Here is a 19,686-nt window from a genome sequence, read left to right on the forward strand (position 1 = left end):
CGATGGGTAAGTGGTGGAAAGGGTTCAGCCTGGCGGTGCTGGTCTGGTCTCAGGGCGCGCTCGCCGGAACCGTTCTGGTGGTTGGGGATAGTATCAGTGCCGCTTTCGGCCTGGAAACCAGCCAGGGCTGGGTTGCGCTGTTGCAGGAACACTTGCGCGGGCAGCCTGGAGAGCACCGGGTGGTGAATGCCTCGATCAGTGGCGATACCAGTGCTGGCGGGCTTGCCAGGCTGCCGCGGCTGTTGGACGAGCACAGTCCCGAGGTGGTGATTCTGGAGCTTGGCGGCAATGATGGCCTGCGTGGCCAGCCCCCGGAACAATTGAAACGAAATCTTGCCGCCATGGTGGACAAGTCGCAACAGGCCGGGGCGCAGGTGTTGCTGCTGGGCATGCGTCTGCCGCCGAATCTCGGCGTACGCTACACCGGGGCGTTCGCCGAGGCGTTCGACAGTCTGGCGCGGGAGCGGAAACTGGCCTACGTGCCCTTCTTGCTGGAAGGTGTTGGCGGGGTGAGCGGGATGATGCAGCGTGATGGCATCCACCCGACCGCCGATGCCCAGCCGCTGCTGCTGGATAACGTGCTGCCGGCACTGGCCCCCTTGCTTTGAGGCGTACGCACGGCTACTGTCGCGCCCTCGATTGGAGCCACCGATGTCGCGTATCGCCAGGACCCTGTTTGCCTACCGCATGATCGTGCCGGACGAGCAGTTCGATCTGTTCGCCTGCCGTGAAAATCGCCTGCATCTCGTTGCCCGGCAACTGGAGTTGAACGGCCATGTGGACCGTACGCTATGCGATGGCCTGCTGCCGGCCAGGCCGCTGTGGCGCGATCTGCCCGCGGACATCCTCAAGGACCCACGCCTGTGCCCATTGTGCCGCAAGGCGTTGCAGGCGCGGCGCCAGGGGCTTCCGTCGGCTGTCAGCTATTGGTAGGGTCTTGGCTCAAGCTGCAAGCGGGTTTGCGGCCTGAAGTCTAGGGTCTGTTGACGTTTCGTCGCGAGCCGCGTTGTCGCGAGAAATTCCTCCCGGCCAGGCCGCGCCCGTTCCCGACGGGCTTGCGGCATTCACTCCATTCCTGGAGATTGCGCAGGACGCAGGCAATGCTCATTCCCTTGCCAAGTCCGGCAACGACAGCGGGAGGAATTTCTCGCACAATCCGGAGGGCCGGGCCAGTTTTTACACGAGGCTGCGTTACTCGATGACTCATTTAGCCCACTACAAAAACGCCAGGAGCGTTTTTGGGCGTAAGCCCCGAAGGGGTGAAGCGCCTGGACGCGCTGAACAAACTTCGCATCTCGCGCCTTGCCTCGTGTAAAAACTGGCTCCGGCGCGGTCGCGACGAAACGTCAACAGACCCTACTAGAGCGCTCTTTCATCAAGGATTTGCCATGCTGGTTCGCTTGTTCGCCCTGTGCCTGTCTTCCCTGCTGCTGGCTGGCACCAGCCAGGCGCTGGAGTTTCCGCTGCCGCCGGAAGGCGAGGACGTGATCGGCGAAATCCGCGTGGTCAAGGCGCGCTACGAGGACACCTTCGCGCTGATCGGCGAGAGCAACGACCTGGGGTATCTGGAGATGGTCGCGGCCAATCCGGGGGTCGATCCCTGGCTGCCGGGCGAGGGCACGGACATCATCCTGCCGACCCGCTTCATCCTGCCGCCCGGCCCGCGCGAGGGCATCGTCATCAACCTGCCCGAATACCGGCTGTATTACTACCCGCCCGGCGAGCAGGTGGTGCATACCTATCCGCTCGGGATCGGTCGCGAAGGCTGGGGCTCGCCGTTGGGCACCGCACGTATCACCGCGATGACGCCGAACCCGGCCTGGTATCCGCCGGCCTCGATTCGCCAGGAGCATGCCGAGGCGGGCGATCCATTGCCGAGCGTGGTGCCGGCCGGGCCGGACAATCCCCTCGGGCCATTCAAGATGAGCCTGTCCATGCCAGGCTACCTGATCCATGGTTCGAACAAGAAGTTCGGTATCGGCATGCAGGTCAGCCATGGTTGTTTCCGCATGCTCAACGAGAATGTCCTGGAGTTGGCGCGCATGGTCAGGGTCGGTACGCCGGTGCGCATCATCGACGAGCCGTACAAGTTCGGCATCAGTGGCGGGCGGGTCTATTTCGAAGCCCATGCGCCACTGCCGGGCGAAGCCGGGCTTACCCTGCTGGACAAACATGCGAAGGTGGCCAATGCCCTGTTGCAGGAGCAGGCCACGACACGCAGCCTGCGTCTCGACTGGGAAGTCATTCGCGAGATCATCGCCGGCGAGGACGGTTTGCCGATCGAGATCGCCGACTTGCAAACGGTGCTGGAGCCGCAGAGCGATTCCCTGTTCTAGAGCCTGTTGAGGCTTCGTCGCGACAACGCGGCTTGCGACGAAGCCTCAACAGGCCGGCGCATCAAGTATCGAGAATACTGGCGTGTACCCGGATGCCCTGGCGCGGGATGTGCCTCAATCGGCAAGTGCAATTTCCCTCGGCTACCCCGGCACGTGCACTGGCCGCCGCTGATGGCCGTCCATAAAAAAGCCGAACCACAGGGTTCGGCTTTTTCTCAGGCGCTACCCGTCACTTGCGGCTGGCGCGTTCCAGCATGCGCAGTGCGCGCTCGTTGGCTTCATCGGCACTCTGCTGGGCCTTCTGGGCGGCAGCCAGAGCCTGGTCGGCCTTGCTGTAGGCCTCGTCGGCACGGGCCTGGGCGCGGGCGGCAGCGTCTTCGGTCGCGGTCAGACGCGCTTCGCTTTCTTTGGTGATGCTGCTGCTGCAACCGGTAGCAAGAACTGCGGCCAGAGCCAGAGCAGAGAATTTCAGAACGTTGTTCATCGTGTTCCCCTTGAAGTGGAAATCCATAGGCAACTTCCGCCATCGAAAGTTGGCGCACACATACTACCCGTAACTTCGGGCAAGTAAACTGAGCCAGGCGTATAAGTGCGTGATTCCGGTCAACTGATCTAGAGTTGATGACGCGGGACGGTACCTGTGCCAACCCCGGATACAACAACAATAAAACCATCGACGCAGGCCGTGCCTGCCCGGGAGCCGGAAATGAGCGATACGCCTGTGATTCACCACGATGCGTCCAGCCATCAGTTCGAAACCACTGTGCAGGGGCAGCGGGCGTATCTGGCCTACATGGACCTGGGCAAGCGCACGCTGGATATCTACCGCACCTTCGTGCCGGACGCCCTGCGCGGCCGGGGAATCGCCGCGAGCCTGGCAAAACATGCGCTCGATTATGCTGAGCGGGAAGGGTACGAGGTAATCGCATCCTGCTCCTATGTGGAGCGCTATATGGATGACCTTTGGCGGCAGGAGCAGAAGGCGCGAGGGGAGGACTGAGCCGGCGCCTCGCGCCGGAAGGCTCAGGGTGCGCCGTGCGCGTCGCCGTTGGCGATGCCGACCGCTCAGGTGCGCATGGCGCACCCCGCGACTTCAGGCATCAGCCGCGATGACGTCGCGGCAAGACATCCCTGAGCTTGGCTTGCATGCCGAGCACGGCCTGCTCGGTGGTCGCCCAGTCGATACAGGCGTCGGTGATGGAGACGCCATACTGCAGCTTCGACAGGTCATCCGGGATCGGCTGGTTGCCCCAGCCCAGGTGGCTTTCCACCATCAGGCCGATGATCGACTGGTTACCTTCGATGATCTGGTTGGCCACGTTGTCCATGACCAGCGGTTGCAGGCCCGGGTCCTTGTTGGAGTTGGCGTGGCTGCAGTCGACCATGATGTTGGCACTGATGCCGGCCTTGTCCAGTTGCTGCTCGCAGACGGCGACGCTGACCGAATCGTAGTTGGGCTTGCCGTTGCCGCCGCGCAGTACCACATGGCCATAGCGGTTGCCCTTGGTGGTGACGATGGAGACGCCGCCGGCCTGGTTGATGCCGAGGAAGCGGTGCGGGCTGGAGACGGATTGCAGGGCGTTGATGGCCACGGTCAGGCTGCCGTCGGTGCCGTTCTTGAAGCCGACCGCCGAGGACAGGCCCGAGGCCATTTCGCGGTGGGTCTGGGACTCGGTGGTACGGGCGCCGATGGCCGACCAACTGATCAGGTCCTGCAGGTATTGCGGGGAGATCGGGTCGAGGGCCTCGGTGGCGGTGGGAAGGCCCATTTCCGCCAGTTCCAGCAGCAGCTTGCGGCCGATGTGCAGGCCGTCCTGGATCTTGAAGGAGTCATCCATGTAAGGGTCGTTGATCAGCCCCTTCCAGCCGACGGTAGTGCGCGGCTTTTCGAAATACACTCGCATCACCAGGTAGAGGGTGTCGGCAACCTTCTCCGCGAGCACTTTGAGGCGCTCGGCGTATTCGTGGGCCGCCTTCAGGTCGTGGATGGAGCATGGGCCGATGACCAGGAACAGACGGTGGTCCTTGCCGTCGAGGATGTCGCGGACGACCTGCCGGCCGTTGGCGACGGTCTTCTGCGCGCTGGCGGTCAGTGGCAGTTCGCGCTTCAGTTGCTCGGGAGTGATCAGGGTCTCGTTGGAGGCAACGTTTAGGTCGTCGATCGGTAAATCAGCCATCATGTTCTCATCAAGTCACGGGTGCCATCCGCCAGCTATCCCGGTGCGGCGGATCAGGGCTGTGAGCGCAACGGGGAGACGAACCTTAGCGCGTACTCGCTGGCACGACAATGACATTGATAAGCTGTGGGCATGGAGAGCAGGGCGTCGAAGCGCCCGGCGAGATCACCTCAACTGATATGAACTGGAGTTTTGCATGCATGAGTCTCGGCCCCGCATTGGCATCATGGGTACCGGCGCCATTGGCGGTTTTTATGGGGCGATGCTGGCGCAGGCCGGGTTCGATGTGCATTTCCTGCTGCGTAGCGAATTCGAGGCGGTGCGCGAGCATGGCCTGCGGGTGAACAGCGTGCCCCGTGGCGTGCTGCATCTGCGGAAGGTGCAGGCCTACCGCGACGTGGCCGACATGCCGCCCTGCGATTGGCTGCTGGTTGGCGCCAAGACCACCAGCAACCCGTCGCTGGCACCTGCGATCGTACAGGCCGCGGCAGCCGGGGCGAAGGTCGTGCTGTTGCAGAATGGCATCGCGGTGGAGGATGCCATGCGACCGCTGTTGCCGGATACGCTGCATTTGCTCGGCGGTCTTTGCTTCATCTGTGTGCACCGCGAGGCGCCGGGGGTGGTCGAGCATCAGTCACAGGGAGCGATCAGCCTTGGTTATCACTCCGGCCCGGCGCTGGGGCCGGACCGGCAGGCGCTAATCGACGAGGGTGTGGCGATGTTCCGCGAGGCCGGCCTGGACAGCCATGCCGCGGCCAGCCTGGAGCAGGCGCGCTGGCAGAAACTGGTCTGGAACGCGCCCTACAATGGCCTCGCGGTCCTGCTGCAGGCCGATACCCGGGCCCTGATGGACAACCCCGACAGTGTCGCGCTGGTGGAGTCGATCATGCGGGAGGTGGTAAGCGTAGCCCGGGCGGCAGGGCATGCCTTGCCGGAAGGTCTGGCGGAGAAGATGCTCAAGACCACCCGCCATATGCCTGACTACCTGCCCAGCATGTACCACGATCACGCACAGGGACGGCCAATGGAACTGGAAGCCATCTATGCCGCCCCCCTGGCCGCGGCCGCCCGGCTGGGCGTCGAGATGCCGAGGACGGAGGCTCTATTCCGGGCCTTGCGCTTCATCGCGGCGCGCCAGTCGGCGTAGAACCTATATTCCTTTATAAAAAGCACTAGAATAGGCCTCTAATAAGCAATAAAGTTATAAGCGTCGTGGCGTTCGTCGTGATGCCATATCCTTGAGGATGACCTATGAAGCTTCAGCAATTGCGTTATATCTGGGAGGTGGCCCACCATGACCTCAATGTATCGGCCACGGCCCAGAGCCTGTTCACATCCCAGCCGGGTATCAGCAAGCAGATCCGCCTGCTGGAGGATGAACTGGGGGTGGAGGTGTTCGCCCGCAGCGGCAAGCACCTGACCCGTGTCACCCCGGCCGGTGAGCGGATCATCAATACCGCCGGGGAAATCCTGCGCAAGTGCGAAAGCATCAAGCAGATCGCCCAGGAGTTCTCCAACGAGCGCAAGGGCACGCTGAGCATCGCCACCACCCATACCCAGGCGCGTTACGCCCTGCCGCCGGTGATCAGCAACTTTATCCGCCAGTACCCGGATGTCTCCCTGCACATGCACCAGGGGACGCCGACGCAGATCGCCGAAATGGCCGCCGATGGTACCGTGGATTTCGCCATCGCCACCGAAGGCCTGGAGCTGTTCGGCGATCTGGTGATGATGCCCTGCTATCGCTGGAACCGCTGTGTGATCGTTCCTCAGGGGCATCCGCTGACCAAGGTGGGCAAGCTGACCCTGGAAACCCTGGCCGAGCATCCGATCGTGACCTACGTCTTCGGTTTCACCGGGCGCTCCAAGCTGGATGAGGCGTTCAGCCAGCGCGGGCTGTCGCCCAAGGTAGTGTTCACCGCGGCGGATGCCGACGTGATCAAGACCTATGTGCGCCTGGGGCTGGGGGTCGGCATCGTGGCGAAAATGGCGGTGGACCCGAAGCTCGATGCCGACCTGGTGATGCTCGATGCCGGCGAGCTGTTCGAGCCCAGCGTGACCAAGCTCGGCTTTCGCCGTGGCACCTTCCTGCGCGGCTTCATGTGCGATTTCATCGAGGCGTTCGCGCCCCACCTGGAGCGCAAGATACTGGCGCAGGCCATCCAGTGCCGCAACAAGGCGGAGCTGGAGGAGTTGTTCCAGGGTGTCGAGCTGCCCGAACACTGAAAGCGAAAATGGCGCCCTTGGGCGCCATTTTCATTTCTGCCGTTCGATCATCCGCGTGCGTTCCACCGTTGGCGGGTGGCTGGAGAGGTAGGCGCCGACGCCGGCATCCTCTTCATCGCCATCCAGTCGCCGGAGAATATCGGCGAAACGCTGGGTGGAGATGCCGTGCCGCTGCAATGTTTCCAGGGCGTAGCGGTCGGCTTCCTGCTCGAAGCGGCGCGAGTAGCCCAGCTCGGTGAGAATCAGCGGCAGGGCGGTTACCGCCGACGACACTGACGACACATCGCCCACCACCAGCGCGGCCAGCACCCCGACGGCCGAGGCCTGCAGCGAGCTGCGCATGCCGTGGCGGTGGGCGACATGGCCGATCTCGTGGGCCAGCACCGCCAGCAGTTCTTCGTCATGTTCGGCCAGCCGTACCAACTGATCGGTGAAGACCAGGGTGCCTGCCGGCAATGCCAGGGCATTGGCGCCCAGGGTTTTCTCCGCGTCCCGGAACTGCACGTCGATGCGGATATCCGCCGCCTGCTCCTGGATGAACGGGGCAAAGACCCGCAGCAGGCGCTGCTGCTCAGCGGCCGGCAAGGTGCTGGGTGCGAGGAACTGCCGGTCCAGCAGTTGCATGACCATGCGGTCCGCCTGCTGGTTGACCGATGGCGGCAGGGCGAAGGCCGCTGTCCTGGCAAGGGCCGGAACCCCCCAGTGCACGCAACCGAAGATGAACAATCCGCTGAGCAGCAGGCCCAGCAGCGCATAGCGCAATTTCGACTCCAGGCGATAGGCCAGGCCGGTTGCGGGCCTGTGCGTTTCGAGCAGGGCATCCAGCGCATCGTTGTCCCGGGTTTCGAAGCGGGCATCATCCGCCAGGTAGACGAACCGTGGGGCGTTGCCCACTCGCGAAGAACATTTGAGTCGCGTGGCTGCGAATGGCTCGTGCAGTGGCCGGTCATGCGCATCCAGCAGCCGTGCCAGCCCGTCCTCGACGAGCAGCGTGGCCGGCTGGCGTGCCGAGCTGACCCCATCCATGAAGTGCCCGGCGATACGCATCAGAGCCCCAGGTCCACGTCGAATACATCGCTCATTTCGCTGCCGAGGGCGGATTGCTCCTGCTGCCTGGCGGCAACGAACTCATCGAGATCGCCGCTGACCGTCATACCGATATGCCCGGCGGCATAACGTGCGGTGCGTACGCGCGCCCAGGGGTAGAAAAGCCCCAGGGTCAGGAGCAGGGCAAGTGTGTTGCTCAGCACCAGCCAGGCATAGGAGCCGGCCCGGTAATTGGCGTGGAAGCCTTGTTCGCCAAGGGTCATGTGGTTGAAGCGCAGGTTGACCAACAGGACGCTGCCCAGGGCGAAGGCCAGCAGGTAGCCTGCGGTGATCGCCACCACCAGCAGCGGTGCGAACAGCAGGCTGAGGATACCACCCGCCACGCCAGCGAGAAGGATGATTCCGATCAGGATCAGGAATACGCGGTAGAAGGCTCCCGGCCTGGCCGAGAAATCGAAGTGCTGTTTGCCGTAGCGGCTATGGCCGATGATGAAGCGTTCCTGCCGGCACAGGACATAGGGGAACAGCAGGCCGAGGCTCAGGGTCGCCAGCAGTGGCCAGAGCAGGAATACCTTGTAGGCTTCGCCCATGGGCGCATTGAAGCCGAAGCGGATGCCGCGCCAGGCCGAGTAGTAATGGTGGAAGGCGATCGCGCGGACAACGATGTAAGGCACGAGCAAAGCGAAGATCGCCGCCAGGGCCAGCGCCAGTAGCGGCAGGAGGCGTTCGGCGACGACGTAGACCACCAGGCAGGCAATGGCGATCAGGCGCCCCTTGAGGATGCGTACGGGGTCGGCCAGGTACTCGAAGCTGTTGCCGTCCAGGTGGGTATTGCCATAGAAGTAGCGATGGGTGCGCACCTTGGCCCAGGGGGAATAAAGCCCCAGTGTCACGATGGTCAGCGCCAGGTTGACGATCCATATACGGAAGAACTCGAAGCCCTCTCCCGAAAAGCGAAAGGCCAGGGGCCGCTGCGTTTTTTCGGTATGGATGGTATCCGGCACGCTATTGGCCGCCTCGCTCATTGGGGACCTCTGGCTGTTTCAGTGAAAGAAGGCGGTGGATGTTAATGATAATTACCATTCACTACAAATTTGCTTGTCCAGAAAGCACGGCAATTACAAGGAGTTAGAACCTGTTGCCGATCTGCTGCGGTTAAAACGGGTTCGGCAAGCCGCTTGCGGCTAACGCACCTCCAGTGCGGCAGCGAAGAGGCGAGCGTAGCGAGTCATGCTCATTTGCCACTCGTAGACTGCGCTTGACTCGCTGCGCTCACCCTGGCGGGCCAGCCTTCGGGCGTGCGCCTTGCAGGGCTCTGGCTCGCGAGAGCCTGAACAGGTTCTTGGAGCCATGGCTTGTAACGCCCTGCAAAGACCTTCATCGAGCTGAAAGCAGTCGGAGACGGGGTTCCCGGGCGCGCCGTGGGTAGCGGGGGATAACGCAGCCACGCGGCGCGCCCTGCGCTGGCATGGCCAGGCCGTGGACCATCAGTGGCTCAGGTGCAGGCCGCACTCGCGGTTTTCCTCGCCCTTGGTCGGGTCGAAGTAGTCGAAGTTGTTCGGCAGGTCATGGGCGGTCAGGTACTGATAGAGGTCCTTGGAGGTCCATGGCAGCAGTGGGGCGACTTTTATCAGGCCGTCCGGGTTGATGCTGACCGGCTCCATCTGCGCCCGCACGGCGGTGTCGCTGGCGCGCAGCGCGGTGAACCAGACGCCTGGGGCGGTTTCCCGCAGCGCACGGGCAAAGGGCTCCAGCTTGACCTCTTCGGTGAAGGCGGCATGACGCGGATCATCCAGGCCCGGTGCCGGCCCTTCGAGGGCTTCGCGGTGGGCACGGCTGCGCCTGGGCAGGTAGGTGATGAGGTTCAGATCAAGCTTGCGCGCTACTTCATCGGCGAAGCGGTAGGTGGCCTCGGTGTTGTAGCCGCTGTCCATCCAGACGATGGGAAGGTCTGGTTGGGCCTGGGTGACCATATGCAGGATGACCGCCTCGAAGGGCCGGAAGTTGGTGGTGCAGATCGCCGGCTTGCCCAGCGACAGTGCCCAGGCGATGAGCTTTTCCGGTTGGTTGGCGAACTCGGCGTTGATTCGTTCCAGGTCGAGGTCCATTGCAAGGGCTCCAGGGGCTAGTGGGCATGAGGTGGGCGATGGTAGCAAAAGCGCCAGGGGCTGTTGACCTTTCGTTGCGTGGCTGCGGGCGAGCGGATAGAGTTGCCGCCTCATTCGTATCCGTTGATAGGAGCAGCCTGTGGAAATCGCTTGTCTTGACCTTGAGGGTGTACTGGTCCCGGAGATCTGGATCGCCTTCGCGGAAAAAACCGGCATCGAATCGCTGAAAGCGACGACCCGGGACATCCCGGATTACGATGTGCTGATGCAGCAGCGCCTGCGTATCCTCGACGAGCATGGACTGAAGCTTGCCGATATCCAGGAAGTCATCGCCACGCTCAAGCCGCTGGACGGCGCGGTAGAGTTCGTCGACTGGCTGCGCGAACGTTTCCAGGTGGTGATCCTGTCCGACACTTTCTATGAGTTCTCCCAGCCGCTGATGCGCCAGCTCGGTTTCCCGACCCTGCTCTGCCATCGCCTGATCACCGACGAGAACGACCGCGTAGTCTCCTACCAACTGCGCCAGAAGGACCCCAAGCGCCAGTCGGTGCTGGCCTTCAAGAGCCTCTACTATCGAGTCATCGCCGCCGGCGACTCCTACAACGACACCACCATGCTCTCCGAAGCGCATGCCGGCATCCTGTTCCACGCGCCGCAGAACGTCATCGACGAGTTCCCGCAGTTCCCCGCCGTGCACACCTACGAAGATCTCAAGCGCGAGTTCGTCAGGGCGTCGAATCGTAAGCTGGAGATCTAAGAAGCGGCTGGAAGCTGGAAGTAAAAAGCCGATAAGAGCGCTGGAGTCTGGAAGGCTGGAGGAAAAAACAGGAAAAGCTTGACAGAGTTTTGGTCCCGTCTCGCACACTGATGACGCCTCCAGCCTCCAGCCTCCAGCCTCCAGCCTCCAGCCTCCAGCCTCCAGCCTCCAGCCTCCAGCCTAAAGCCGCTCCAGTGTCTCCATCAGCACCTTCACCTTGTCCAGCGACTCCTGGTATTCCGCCTGCCAGTCGGAGTCGAGGGTGATGGCGCCGCCGCCCCAGCAACTGGCCTGGGCGCCATCGACCAACAGGGTGCGGATGGCGATGGAGCTGTCCATTTCGCCTCGTACGTCCAGGTACAGCAGCGAGCCGCAATAGATCGAGCGGCAGGCCGCTTCCAGTTCGTCGATGATCTGCATGGCGCGGATTTTCGGCGCGCCGGTGATCGAGCCGCCGGGAAAGCTGCCGGCCAGCAGGTCGAAGGCGTCCAGCCCGTCCCGCAGGCGACCGATCACGCTACTGACCAGATGATGGACGTTGGGGTAGCTCTCCAGTGCGAACAGTTCGGGCACGCGCACGCTGCCGATCCCGCAACTGCGCCCCAGGTCGTTGCGCAGCAGGTCGACGATCATCAGGTTCTCGGCCCGGTCCTTGTCGCTTTCCAGCAACTCCCTGGCCGCTGCCACGTCGCTCCGCGGGTCCGTGCCACGGGGACGGGTGCCCTTGATCGGGCGCGTCTCCACCTGGCCCTGGCTGAGGTGGAGGAAGCGCTCGGGAGAGGCGCTGAGAATGGCGCCCCGTTCCAGGCTGACGAAACCGGCATAGGGCGTCGGGCAGGCCTTGCGCAAGGCCTGGTAGGCCTGCCAGGGGTCGCCCTGGCAGGGCGCGCGGAAGCGCTGGGTGAAGTTCACCTGGTAACAGTCGCCGGCCCGGATGTAGTCCTGGATGCGCTCGATCGCCTGTCGGTAGTCTTCTTTTCGCAGGTCTGGCCGGAAAGGCGCGCGCAAGCGGAAATCATCCCGTCCGCACAGTGCCTGCGCGTTGCCCTCGAAGAGCCGGATGATGCGTTGGCGCTCGCCGTGCTCGATGCCCGGATGGAATACCAGGGCGCTGGCCTGTTCCTGGTGATCGCTGACCAGGGCCCAGTCGTACAGCCCCAACTGTCCATCGGGCAGCTTCAGGTCGTTCAGGGCGGTGGCGGGGAGGCGTTCCAGGCGTTTACCGAAATCATAGGCGAGCATGCCGATCAGGCCGCCGGCGAAGGGCGAGTGGAAGTCCGCGGGCAGGCGGGCCGGCCCTAGCGTCGCGAGGGCCTTGCGCAAGCGCTGGAAGTAGGCCGCCGCGGATTCACCATGCTCTGCGCGCAGCACCTGGCGTGGCCAGGCGCTGATCAGGTCGTGGCGCCCACGCAGCGCCAGCGGGCGGCCGGAGTCCAGCAGGATGGCGCCCGGTGCCTGGCGCAGCCGTTCGAAGCGCTCGCACGGGTCGCTCTGGTAGGGGAGGGGATGAAGCGTGCAGTAGGGCATGGCGTGGGACGCGGGTTCGGCCCTGGTGTCGTTCATGGATCAAATGTCGTCATGGGGTGAGCCCGCTCCTACGGATGTGCGCGACAGCGCGGCGGCGAAGACGAGCAGTCGCCGCCCGCCGACCAGCGCCCCGACACCCGGAGCGAATCCGCTCAGGCGTGTGTCGGTACATGGCCGAAGAGTTCCTGGGAGAACTTCATGCGCTCTTCCGGGGTTTCCCGGGTGCCCTTTTCCTTGAGTTCGGCCAGGCGTGTTTCGATCGCATGGGTACGATGGGTCAGGCCGCAGTCGTTGGCGATCTGGATATTCAGGCCGGGCCGGGCGTTGAGTTCGAGGATCAGCGGCCCCTTGTCCTGGTCGAGCACCATGTCCACGCCGATATAGCCCAGGCCGCACAGTTCATAGCAGCCCGCGGCGAGCTTCATGAAGCCGTCCCAGTTGGGCAGTTGCACGCCATCCACCGCGTTGGTGGTGTCGGGGTGCTTGCTGATCTTGTTGTTCAACCAGGTGCCGCGCAGGGTGACGCCGGTGGCCAGGTCGACACCGACGCCGATGGCGCCCTGGTGCAGGTTGGCCTTGCCGCCCGATTGCCGGGTCGGCAGGCGCAGCATGGCCATCACCGGGTAGCCCATCAATACGATGATGCGGATATCCGGCACGCCCTCGTAGCTGATGCTCTTGAAGATCGGGTCCGGGGTGACCCGGTATTCGATCAGGGCGCGGTCGCGCAGGCCGCCGAGGGAATAGAGGCCGGTGAGGATGTTGGAAATCTGGTGCTCGATCTCCTCGTGGCTGAGGATCTTGCCCGACACCGTGCGGTAGCGGCCCTCGAAGCGGTCGGCGACGACCAGGATGCCATCGCCGCCAGCGCCCTGGGCCGGCTTGATGACGAAATCGGTATGGTCCTTGACGATATCCCGCAACTTGGAGATATCGCGCTCGGTCTCGATGATGCCGTACATCTCCGGCACATGGATGCCGGCTTCGATGGCCCGTTCCTTGGTGATGATCTTGTCATCGACGATAGGGTACAGGCTGCGTTTGTTGTACTTGAGCACATAGTCCGCGTTGCGGCGATTGATGCCCATGATCCCCTTGGCTTCGAGTGCTTTCCAGGTCTTGATCAGGCCGAACATGGGCTCAATCCTTCAAAAAGGCTTTGAAACGGAAGAGTTCGGTGAGGCGATAGCCACGATAGCGTCCCATCGCCAGCATGAAGCCCACCATGATCAACAGTACCGCCGGGAAGGTGAAGATGAAGTAGGTCAGTTGCGGAATGCTCATCAGCAAGTAGGCCAGGGTCGCCGCGATCAATGTACCCACCGCGACCTTGAAGGCATGCCCCGCGCCGCGCTCTTCCCAGGTGATGGACAGGCGTTCGATGGTCATCGTCAGGATCACCATCGGGAACAGCGCCACCGACAGCCCACGTTCGAGGCCGAGCTTGTGGCTGAGCAGGCTGATCACGGCGATCAGCACCACCACGAAGGTCAGTACCACCGACAGCCTCGGCAGCATCTGCAGCTTGAGGTGTTCCAGGTAGGAGCGCAGCGACAGGCCGAGGGCGGTGATCACCGTGAACAGGATGATGCCGAAACCGAGCTGGGTCTCGCGGAAGGCCAGGGCGATCAGCACCGGGGTGAAGGTGCCGAGGGTCTGCAGGCCGCCGAGGTTGCGCAGGACCAGGATCACCAGCACGCCGATGGGGATCATGATCATGACCTGGTAGGTCAGTTGCGTCTGCAGCGGCAGGCCGTAGAGCGAGTATTCGAGGAAGTCGGCGTCGGTGTTCTCGTCGGTCAGCTTGGCCAGGCGGATGGCGTTCATCTCGCTGTTGTTCAGGGTGAAGGTCACTTGCGGCGCGCGCCCTCCTTCGAGGCTGAGCAACGGCTCATCGCCGGTCCACCAGACCAGCCGGTCGGTGGGTAGCCCCTGCTGGCCACTGTCGGGGTTGAAGTAGAGCCAGTTGTTACCGTTGAAGCTGCGCAGCCAGAGTTCCGGCGACTGTTGCAGTTCGGATACCAGGCGCACGGTGTGCACACGCTCCATCGGCACATGGGCGATGGACAGCAGCAATTCGATGACGCGCGCCTTGTTGCTGACCGAGTTGTCGCCGCCGAGCAGCAGCTTGACGTTGTCATCGCTGGTGTTGTTGACGCGCTTGATGGCTTCGCCGATGAAGGTCTCGACATCCGCCGAGTGCTGGCGGATTGGCGACAACAGCGCCTCGGCGGCGATCTTCTCGGCGCCTTCGACCGGGATACTGTCGCGGAAGATCGGGCCGCTGGCCTTGGTCTGTTCGCCGCTGTAGCGTTTGGTCAGCACCAGGCGGTAGTACAGCGTCTGTTTGCCGCTGGCGCGGCGTGCCGACCAGGTGACACGGCGGTTGCCATCGGCGCGGTTGATGCTGACGCCATAGTTGTTGGAGATGAAGCTCTCGTTGAGGCTGACGAACTCCTGGTTGAGCGGTGGCACGTACATCTGCAGCTTGACCGGCTCGCGCGGGTTGGCCTGGAATTCGATCTTGGCGTCGATGTTCCACAGGTCGTCGGTCTCATCCTCGGTGACCGGGATGCCGAGGATGAATATCTGGTAGGCCGTGATTGCCACACCCAGGCTGACGAGCAGGAAAATCAGGACTTTCAGATGCAGTGTAAGAGAGCGCATGGGTATTACTCGTCCGCGTCGGAGGCGTTGGCGCAATCGGGTTTGCCGACCGCATTCGTTAGGCTCGGATCGACCAGGGCGCCGAAGCGGGTCAGGGCGTCGGAGCCGATCAGAAGTGGGTATTGGAAAGCGCTACGGTCGGTGAGGTTCACTTCCACCGTGCGCAATGTCTTGCCCATGCACAGATTGAGTTCGATCACGGGGCGTGCGGTGTAGGTTTTTTCTTCCTCCGGATCGAAGTCCCCGGCGCGCCGCTTGATCCTGCTGACGCGCGCCATCGGCCGCTCGATCGGGTGGGCGTGGGCCTCGTCGACGGCCAGGTAGAAACGCACCCAGCTCTCGCCGTTGCGTTTGAAGCGTTCGATATCCCGCGCACTCAGCGAGGCGGTCTGTGCGCCGGTGTCGAGCTTGGCGGAGACTTCCAGGTCGAAGTCGGGCAGTGCCACGCGCTCGTTGAGTCCATAGATGTTTTTTTCGGCCGCCGCATGGGCGAACGGAGCGACGAGAAGGCTGAGGAGCAGGGCGTAGGGTCTGGCTCTCATGGTTCCGGGAATATTTCGAGGGTCGGGAGTCACGGGCGCCGATAGCGCGGCCCATGGATTGGATGGCCGGTGATTCTAGCAGCAGCGGCGAGCGGCAAGCCACTAGCAGTAGCGGCGAGCCAGGGTGATCGCGCTATGTCGTTATTTACCGGAAAGCGGCTTCGATAAAAGCGCTGGAGGCTGGACGAAAAGCACCGGTTGCCACGCTCTTTCGTCCAGCCTCCAGCTTCCAGCGCTGTTTTCGGCTGTTTGCCGGCCCCTATGGCCTGCCGACCGCCGGCGCTTTTTCCGCTAGAATGCCGCTTCGTTTTCCCGGGAGCCGGCCATGTCGTCCTTTATCGAAGCAATCGAGAACATCACCCCTGAAATCTACGAGAACCTCAAGCGCGCGGTGGAATTGGGCAAATGGGGCGATGGCCGCAAGCTGAGCGCCGAGCAGAAGGAAACCTGCATGCAGGCGATGATCGCCTGGGAATTGCGCAACCTGCCCGAGGAAGAGCGCACCGGCTACCTGGGCGGCCAGGAGTGCGCCTCCCAGACCAAGGCCAAGGCCGCCATCGACACCAGCCTGTTCGCGCCGGCCTCGGGAACCCGCCACTGATGCTTGAACTGGGCCGTGGGCGCCTCGCCAAGATGCGCGTGCAATTGGGAGGGCCGGCTCAGTACGGGCTGCCGCTGGACGATGCCTGCGTACCGCTCAATCCGCTGATCGGCCAGCGCCTGCGACTGGAGTACCTGGGGGCCATCCACTGTATCCATTGTGGCCGGCGCACCAACAAGAGTTTCAGCCAGGGCTACTGCTACCCCTGCTTCAAGAAGCTGCCCCAGTGCGACCTGTGTATCGTCAGCCCGGAGAAGTGCCACCATGCGCTGGGCACCTGCCGTGACCCGCAATGGGGTGAAGACTTCTGCATGAGCGATCATGTGGTCTACCTCGCCAATTCATCGGGTATCAAGGTGGGCATCACCCGCGCCACGCAACTGCCGACGCGCTGGCTGGACCAGGGCGCGAGCCAGGCGTTGCCGATCCTGCGCGTCGCCACGCGCCAGCAGTCGGGGTTGGTGGAAGACCTGCTGCGCAGCCAGGTGGCCGACCGCACCAACTGGCGTGCGCTGCTCAAGGGCGATGCCGAGCCGCAGGACCTGCCGGCCATGCGCGAGAATCTGTTCGAGCAGTGCGGCGAGGGTATCGTCGCGCTGCAGCAACGCTTCGGCCTGCAGGCCATCCAGCCGCTGCCGGCCGCCGAGGTGCTGGAAATCCGCTATCCGGTCGAGGCCTACCCGACCAAGATCGCCAGCCTCGACCTGGAGAAGACGCCCGTGATCGAGGGTGTGTTACGCGGTATCAAGGGGCAATACTTGATACTCGACTGCGGTGTCATCAATATCCGCAAGTACACTGCTTATCAACTCGCCATAAGCTGCAAGCCACAAGCTGCAAGCTGATGAAAACCTGACTTGCAGCTTGAAGCTGTTCCGAAGAGGCCCGCCATGCGTACCGAACAACCGAAAGTCATTCGCCTGCAGGACTACCAGGCGCCAGCCTACCTGATAGATGAAACCCACCTGACCTTCGAGCTGTTCGAGGACAGGACGCTGGTGCATGCGCAACTGGTCATGCGCCGCAACCCGGCCAGCGAGGGCGCGGCGCTGCCGCCGCTGACGCTGCATGGGCAGGAACTGCAGTTGCAAGCGCTGGCGCTCGACGATCGCCCGCTGGGCGGGGGCGACTACCAGTTGAGCGACGAAAGCCTGACGCTGCAGCCGACCAGCGCCGCGTTCGTCATCGACAGCACGGTGCTGATCCATCCCGAGAACAACACCGCGCTGGAAGGGCTGTACAAGTCCGGCAAGATGTTCTGTACCCAGTGCGAGGCGGAAGGTTTCCGCAAGATCACCTACTACCTCGACCGCCCGGACGTGATGAGCCGCTTCACCACCACGGTCAGCGCCGAGCGCCAGCGCTACCCGGTGCTGTTGTCCAACGGCAACCCGATCGCCAGTGGCGAAGAGGAGGATGGCCGCCATTGGGTGACCTGGGAGGACCCATTCCGCAAGCCTGCCTACCTGTTCGCGCTGGTGGCCGGTGACCTGTGGGCGCTGGAGGACAGCTTCGTCACCGCCAGCGGTCGCGAGGTGGCGCTACGCATCTATGTCGAGCCGGAAAACCTGGACAAGTGCCAGCACGCCATGGGCAGCTTGAAGAAGGCCATGCGTTGGGACGAGGAAGCCTATGGCCGCGAGTACGACCTGGATATCTTCATGATCGTCGCGGTGAACGACTTCAACATGGGCGCGATGGAGAACAAGGGCCTCAACATCTTCAACTCCAGCGCGGTGCTGGCGCGCGCTGAAACCGCCACCGACGCCGCGCACCAGCGGGTCGAGGCGATCGTCGCCCACGAGTATTTCCACAACTGGTCGGGCAACCGCGTGACCTGCCGCGACTGGTTCCAACTGTCGCTCAAGGAAGGCTTCACGGTACTGCGCGACTCGCAATTCTCCGCCGACATGAACTCGCCCACGGTCAAGCGCATCGAGGACGTTGCCTACCTGCGTACCCACCAGTTCGCCGAGGACGCCGGGCCGATGGCGCACTCGGTGCGCCCCGAGTCCTACATGGAGATTTCCAACTTCTACACCCTGACCATCTACGAGAAGGGCGCGGAAGTGGTGCGCATGATCCAGACCCTGCTGGGCGCCGAGGGCTTCCGCAAGGGTTCCGACCTGTACTTCGAGCGCCACGATGGCCAGGCGGTGACCTGCGACGATTTCGTGCGGGCCATGGAGGATGCCAATGGCGTCGATCTGACCCAGTTCAAGCGCTGGTACAGCCAGGCCGGCACGCCGCGCCTGCAGGTCAGCGAGGACTATGACGCCAGTGCCCGTCGCTATCGGCTGACCTTCCGCCAGAACTGCCCGGCCACGCCGCAGCAGGCGGAGAAGCTGCCGTTCGTCATTCCGCTCGCCCTGGGCCTGCTGGATGGGCGGGGCCGTGAGTTGCCGTTGCGCCTGGAGGGCGAAGCGCAGGCGGTGAGTGGTACACGGGTGCTGGCGCTGACCGAGGCGGAGCAGAGCTTCGTCTTCGTCGATGTCGATACCCGCCCGCTGCCCTCGCTGCTGCGTGGTTTCTCGGCGCCAGTGAAGCTGGAGTTTCCCTACAGTCGCGACCAGTTGCTGTTCCTCATGCAGCACGACAGCGATGGCTTCAACCGCTGGGAAGCCGGGCAGCAACTGGCGGTGCAGGTGTTGCAGGAACTGATCGGGCAGCATCGCGCCGGCGAGGCGCTGCGACTCGATCCACGCCTGCTCGATGCGTTGCGCGCGGTGCTGGCGGATGCAGCGCTGGACCCGGCGATGGTGGCGGAAGTGTTGTCGCTGCCCAGCGAAGCCTATCTCACCGAGATCAGCGAGGTGGCGGATGTCGACGCCATCCATGCCGCCCGCGAGTTCGCCCGCAAGGCGATCGCCGAGGCGCTGTACCAGCCGTTGTGGCAGCGCTACAGCGCCAACCGCGAGTTGTCGCGCCAGACCGCCTATGTCGCCGAGGCCGCCCATTTCGCCCGGCGTGCGCTGCAGAACATCGCCCTGTCGTACCTGATGCTGAGCGAGCGAGCCGAAGTATTGGAAGCCACCGTTGAGCAGTTCCGCAGCAGCGACAACATGACCGAGCGCCTGAACGCGCTGGCGGTGCTGGTCAACTCGCCCTTCGAGGCCGAGCGCGATGCGGCGTTGGCGGACTTCGCCGAGCAGTTCAGGGACGACCCGCTGGTCATGGACCAGTGGTTCAGCGTACAGGCCGGCAATACCCGCCCGGGCGGCCTGGAACGGGTGCAGGCACTGATGCGGCACCCGGCCTTCACCCTGAAGAACCCGAACAAGGTGCGTGCCTTGATCGGTGCTTTCGCCAACCAGAACCTGGTCAACTTCCACCAGGGCGATGGCAGCGGCTACCGCTTCCTGGCCGACCAGGTGATCACCCTCAACGCGCTCAACCCGCAGATCGCCGCGCGCCTGCTGGCACCGCTGACCCGCTGGCGCAAGTACGATGAGCGGCGCCAGGCACTGCTCAAGGCCGAACTGGAGCGCATCCTGGCCTCCGGCGAACTGTCCAGCGATGTCTATGAGGTGGTCAGCAAGAGCCTGGCAGCATAGTTCCAAGCGGCAAGCTGAGCGCGTCACTGTTTCTCGCCTGCAGCTTGCCGCTTGAGGATTGCAGCTACAAAAGATAACGCCCCGCCAATTGTCAGTGCCCGCGAAAGCTGGCTAGCATGGCCGGGCCTGCCTTCGGCGGGCCTT

At 63.4% G+C, this 19,686-nt stretch carries 19 protein-coding genes; 10 read left to right on the top strand and 9 right to left on the bottom strand.

Annotated elements, in window-relative coordinates:
• The first annotated feature begins 2 nt into the window (after positions 1 to 2).
• From DNJ95_RS14830 to DNJ95_RS14840, 3 genes are all read left to right on the top strand, one after another.
• Positions 3 to 608 carry an arylesterase gene (locus DNJ95_RS14830; protein ID WP_131185508.1) on the top strand — a complete coding sequence of 202 codons (606 nt, stop codon included), beginning with the start codon at positions 3 to 5 and terminating at the stop codon, positions 606 to 608.
• 43 nt (positions 609 to 651) lie between these two features.
• A complete protein-coding gene (locus tag DNJ95_RS14835) occupies positions 652 to 933 on the top strand; it encodes a hypothetical protein (protein ID WP_131185509.1) in 282 nt (93 codons plus the stop codon).
• A 455-nt stretch (positions 934 to 1,388) separates the two neighbouring features.
• Positions 1,389 to 2,336: a L,D-transpeptidase family protein gene (locus DNJ95_RS14840; RefSeq protein WP_131185510.1), complete on the top strand. Its 948-nt coding sequence runs from the start codon at positions 1,389 to 1,391 to the stop codon at positions 2,334 to 2,336.
• Positions 2,337 to 2,565: 229 nt separating this feature from the next.
• On the opposite strand, the gene DNJ95_RS14845 is transcribed toward DNJ95_RS14840, so the two are convergent.
• Positions 2,566 to 2,820: an Lpp/OprI family alanine-zipper lipoprotein gene (locus DNJ95_RS14845; RefSeq protein WP_131185511.1), complete on the bottom strand. Its 255-nt coding sequence runs from the start codon at positions 2,818 to 2,820 to the stop codon at positions 2,566 to 2,568.
• Between the two features lie 222 nt (positions 2,821 to 3,042).
• On the opposite strand from DNJ95_RS14845, the gene DNJ95_RS14850 reads away from it, so the two are divergent.
• The gene (locus DNJ95_RS14850) at positions 3,043 to 3,336 is read left to right on the top strand and encodes a GNAT family N-acetyltransferase (RefSeq protein WP_131185512.1); all 294 of its coding nucleotides are present in this window, start codon (positions 3,043 to 3,045) and stop codon (positions 3,334 to 3,336) included.
• A gap of 100 nt (positions 3,337 to 3,436) precedes the next feature.
• Here the strand turns inward: DNJ95_RS14850 and DNJ95_RS14855 are convergent, their stop codons facing one another.
• The gene (locus DNJ95_RS14855) at positions 3,437 to 4,513 is read right to left on the bottom strand and encodes a 3-deoxy-7-phosphoheptulonate synthase (protein ID WP_131185513.1); all 1,077 of its coding nucleotides are present in this window, start codon (positions 4,511 to 4,513) and stop codon (positions 3,437 to 3,439) included.
• Between the two features lie 196 nt (positions 4,514 to 4,709).
• On the opposite strand from DNJ95_RS14855, the gene DNJ95_RS14860 reads away from it, so the two are divergent.
• Together DNJ95_RS14860 and cysB are read left to right on the top strand one after the other, a co-directional pair.
• Positions 4,710 to 5,660 (top strand): putative 2-dehydropantoate 2-reductase, encoded by a 951-nt coding sequence (locus DNJ95_RS14860; protein ID WP_131185514.1) that lies wholly within the window; start codon positions 4,710 to 4,712, stop codon positions 5,658 to 5,660.
• 104 nt (positions 5,661 to 5,764) lie between these two features.
• Entirely contained in the window at positions 5,765 to 6,739 is a 975-nt protein-coding gene (cysB, locus tag DNJ95_RS14865) for an HTH-type transcriptional regulator CysB (protein ID WP_131185515.1), read from the top strand.
• 30 nt (positions 6,740 to 6,769) lie between these two features.
• Here cysB and DNJ95_RS14870 read toward each other — a convergent pair whose 3' ends face one another.
• From DNJ95_RS14870 to DNJ95_RS14880, 3 genes are all read right to left on the bottom strand, one after another.
• Complete coding sequence (locus tag DNJ95_RS14870; RefSeq protein WP_131185516.1) at positions 6,770 to 7,786, bottom strand: M48 family metallopeptidase; 1,017 nt, start codon at positions 7,784 to 7,786, stop codon at positions 6,770 to 6,772.
• Positions 7,786 to 8,811: a YjgN family protein gene (locus DNJ95_RS14875; protein WP_131185517.1), complete on the bottom strand. Its 1,026-nt coding sequence runs from the start codon at positions 8,809 to 8,811 to the stop codon at positions 7,786 to 7,788. Before DNJ95_RS14875 ends, DNJ95_RS14870 begins: the two co-directional genes overlap by 1 nt.
• Before the next feature lie 462 nt (positions 8,812 to 9,273).
• Positions 9,274 to 9,894 carry a phosphoadenosine phosphosulfate reductase domain-containing protein gene (locus DNJ95_RS14880; RefSeq protein ID WP_131185518.1) on the bottom strand — a complete coding sequence of 207 codons (621 nt, stop codon included), beginning with the start codon at positions 9,892 to 9,894 and terminating at the stop codon, positions 9,274 to 9,276.
• Positions 9,895 to 10,033: 139 nt separating this feature from the next.
• Between DNJ95_RS14880 and thrH the strand changes: the two genes are divergently transcribed.
• A complete protein-coding gene (gene thrH, locus DNJ95_RS14885; protein ID WP_131185519.1) occupies positions 10,034 to 10,651 on the top strand; it encodes a bifunctional phosphoserine phosphatase/homoserine phosphotransferase ThrH in 618 nt (205 codons plus the stop codon).
• A 180-nt stretch (positions 10,652 to 10,831) separates the two neighbouring features.
• On the opposite strand, the gene pabB is transcribed toward thrH, so the two are convergent.
• The 4 genes from pabB to rloA form a co-directional block, all read right to left on the bottom strand.
• A complete protein-coding gene (gene pabB / locus DNJ95_RS14895) occupies positions 10,832 to 12,178 on the bottom strand; it encodes an aminodeoxychorismate synthase component I (protein WP_131185543.1) in 1,347 nt (448 codons plus the stop codon).
• Positions 12,179 to 12,330: 152 nt separating this feature from the next.
• Entirely contained in the window at positions 12,331 to 13,314 is a 984-nt protein-coding gene (locus tag DNJ95_RS14900; protein ID WP_131185520.1) for an alpha-L-glutamate ligase-like protein, read from the bottom strand.
• 4 nt (positions 13,315 to 13,318) lie between these two features.
• Positions 13,319 to 14,845 (bottom strand): osmotic stress tolerance membrane protein RloB, encoded by a 1,527-nt coding sequence (gene rloB / locus DNJ95_RS14905; RefSeq protein ID WP_131185521.1) that lies wholly within the window; start codon positions 14,843 to 14,845, stop codon positions 13,319 to 13,321.
• A gap of 5 nt (positions 14,846 to 14,850) precedes the next feature.
• Positions 14,851 to 15,387 (bottom strand): retropepsin-like aspartic peptidase RloA, encoded by a 537-nt coding sequence (gene rloA / locus DNJ95_RS14910; protein ID WP_131185522.1) that lies wholly within the window; start codon positions 15,385 to 15,387, stop codon positions 14,851 to 14,853.
• 325 nt (positions 15,388 to 15,712) lie between these two features.
• On the opposite strand from rloA, the gene DNJ95_RS14915 reads away from it, so the two are divergent.
• From DNJ95_RS14915 to pepN, 3 genes are read left to right on the top strand one after another with little or no spacing between them, the layout of a single operon-like run.
• A complete protein-coding gene (locus tag DNJ95_RS14915; protein WP_131185523.1) occupies positions 15,713 to 15,988 on the top strand; it encodes a YeaC family protein in 276 nt (91 codons plus the stop codon).
• A complete protein-coding gene (locus tag DNJ95_RS14920; protein WP_131185524.1) occupies positions 15,988 to 16,833 on the top strand; it encodes a DUF2797 domain-containing protein in 846 nt (281 codons plus the stop codon). The genes DNJ95_RS14915 and DNJ95_RS14920 overlap by 1 nt, the downstream gene beginning before the upstream one ends.
• A 45-nt stretch (positions 16,834 to 16,878) precedes the next feature.
• Positions 16,879 to 19,542, top strand: coding sequence for an aminopeptidase N (pepN, locus tag DNJ95_RS14925; protein ID WP_131185525.1), 2,664 nt, complete (start codon positions 16,879 to 16,881; stop codon positions 19,540 to 19,542).
• Positions 19,543 to 19,686: the final 144 nt, after the last annotated feature.

The sequence above is a fragment of the Stutzerimonas kirkiae genome (assembly GCF_004327335.1).
GTDB lineage: Bacteria > Pseudomonadota > Gammaproteobacteria > Pseudomonadales > Pseudomonadaceae > Stutzerimonas > Stutzerimonas kirkiae.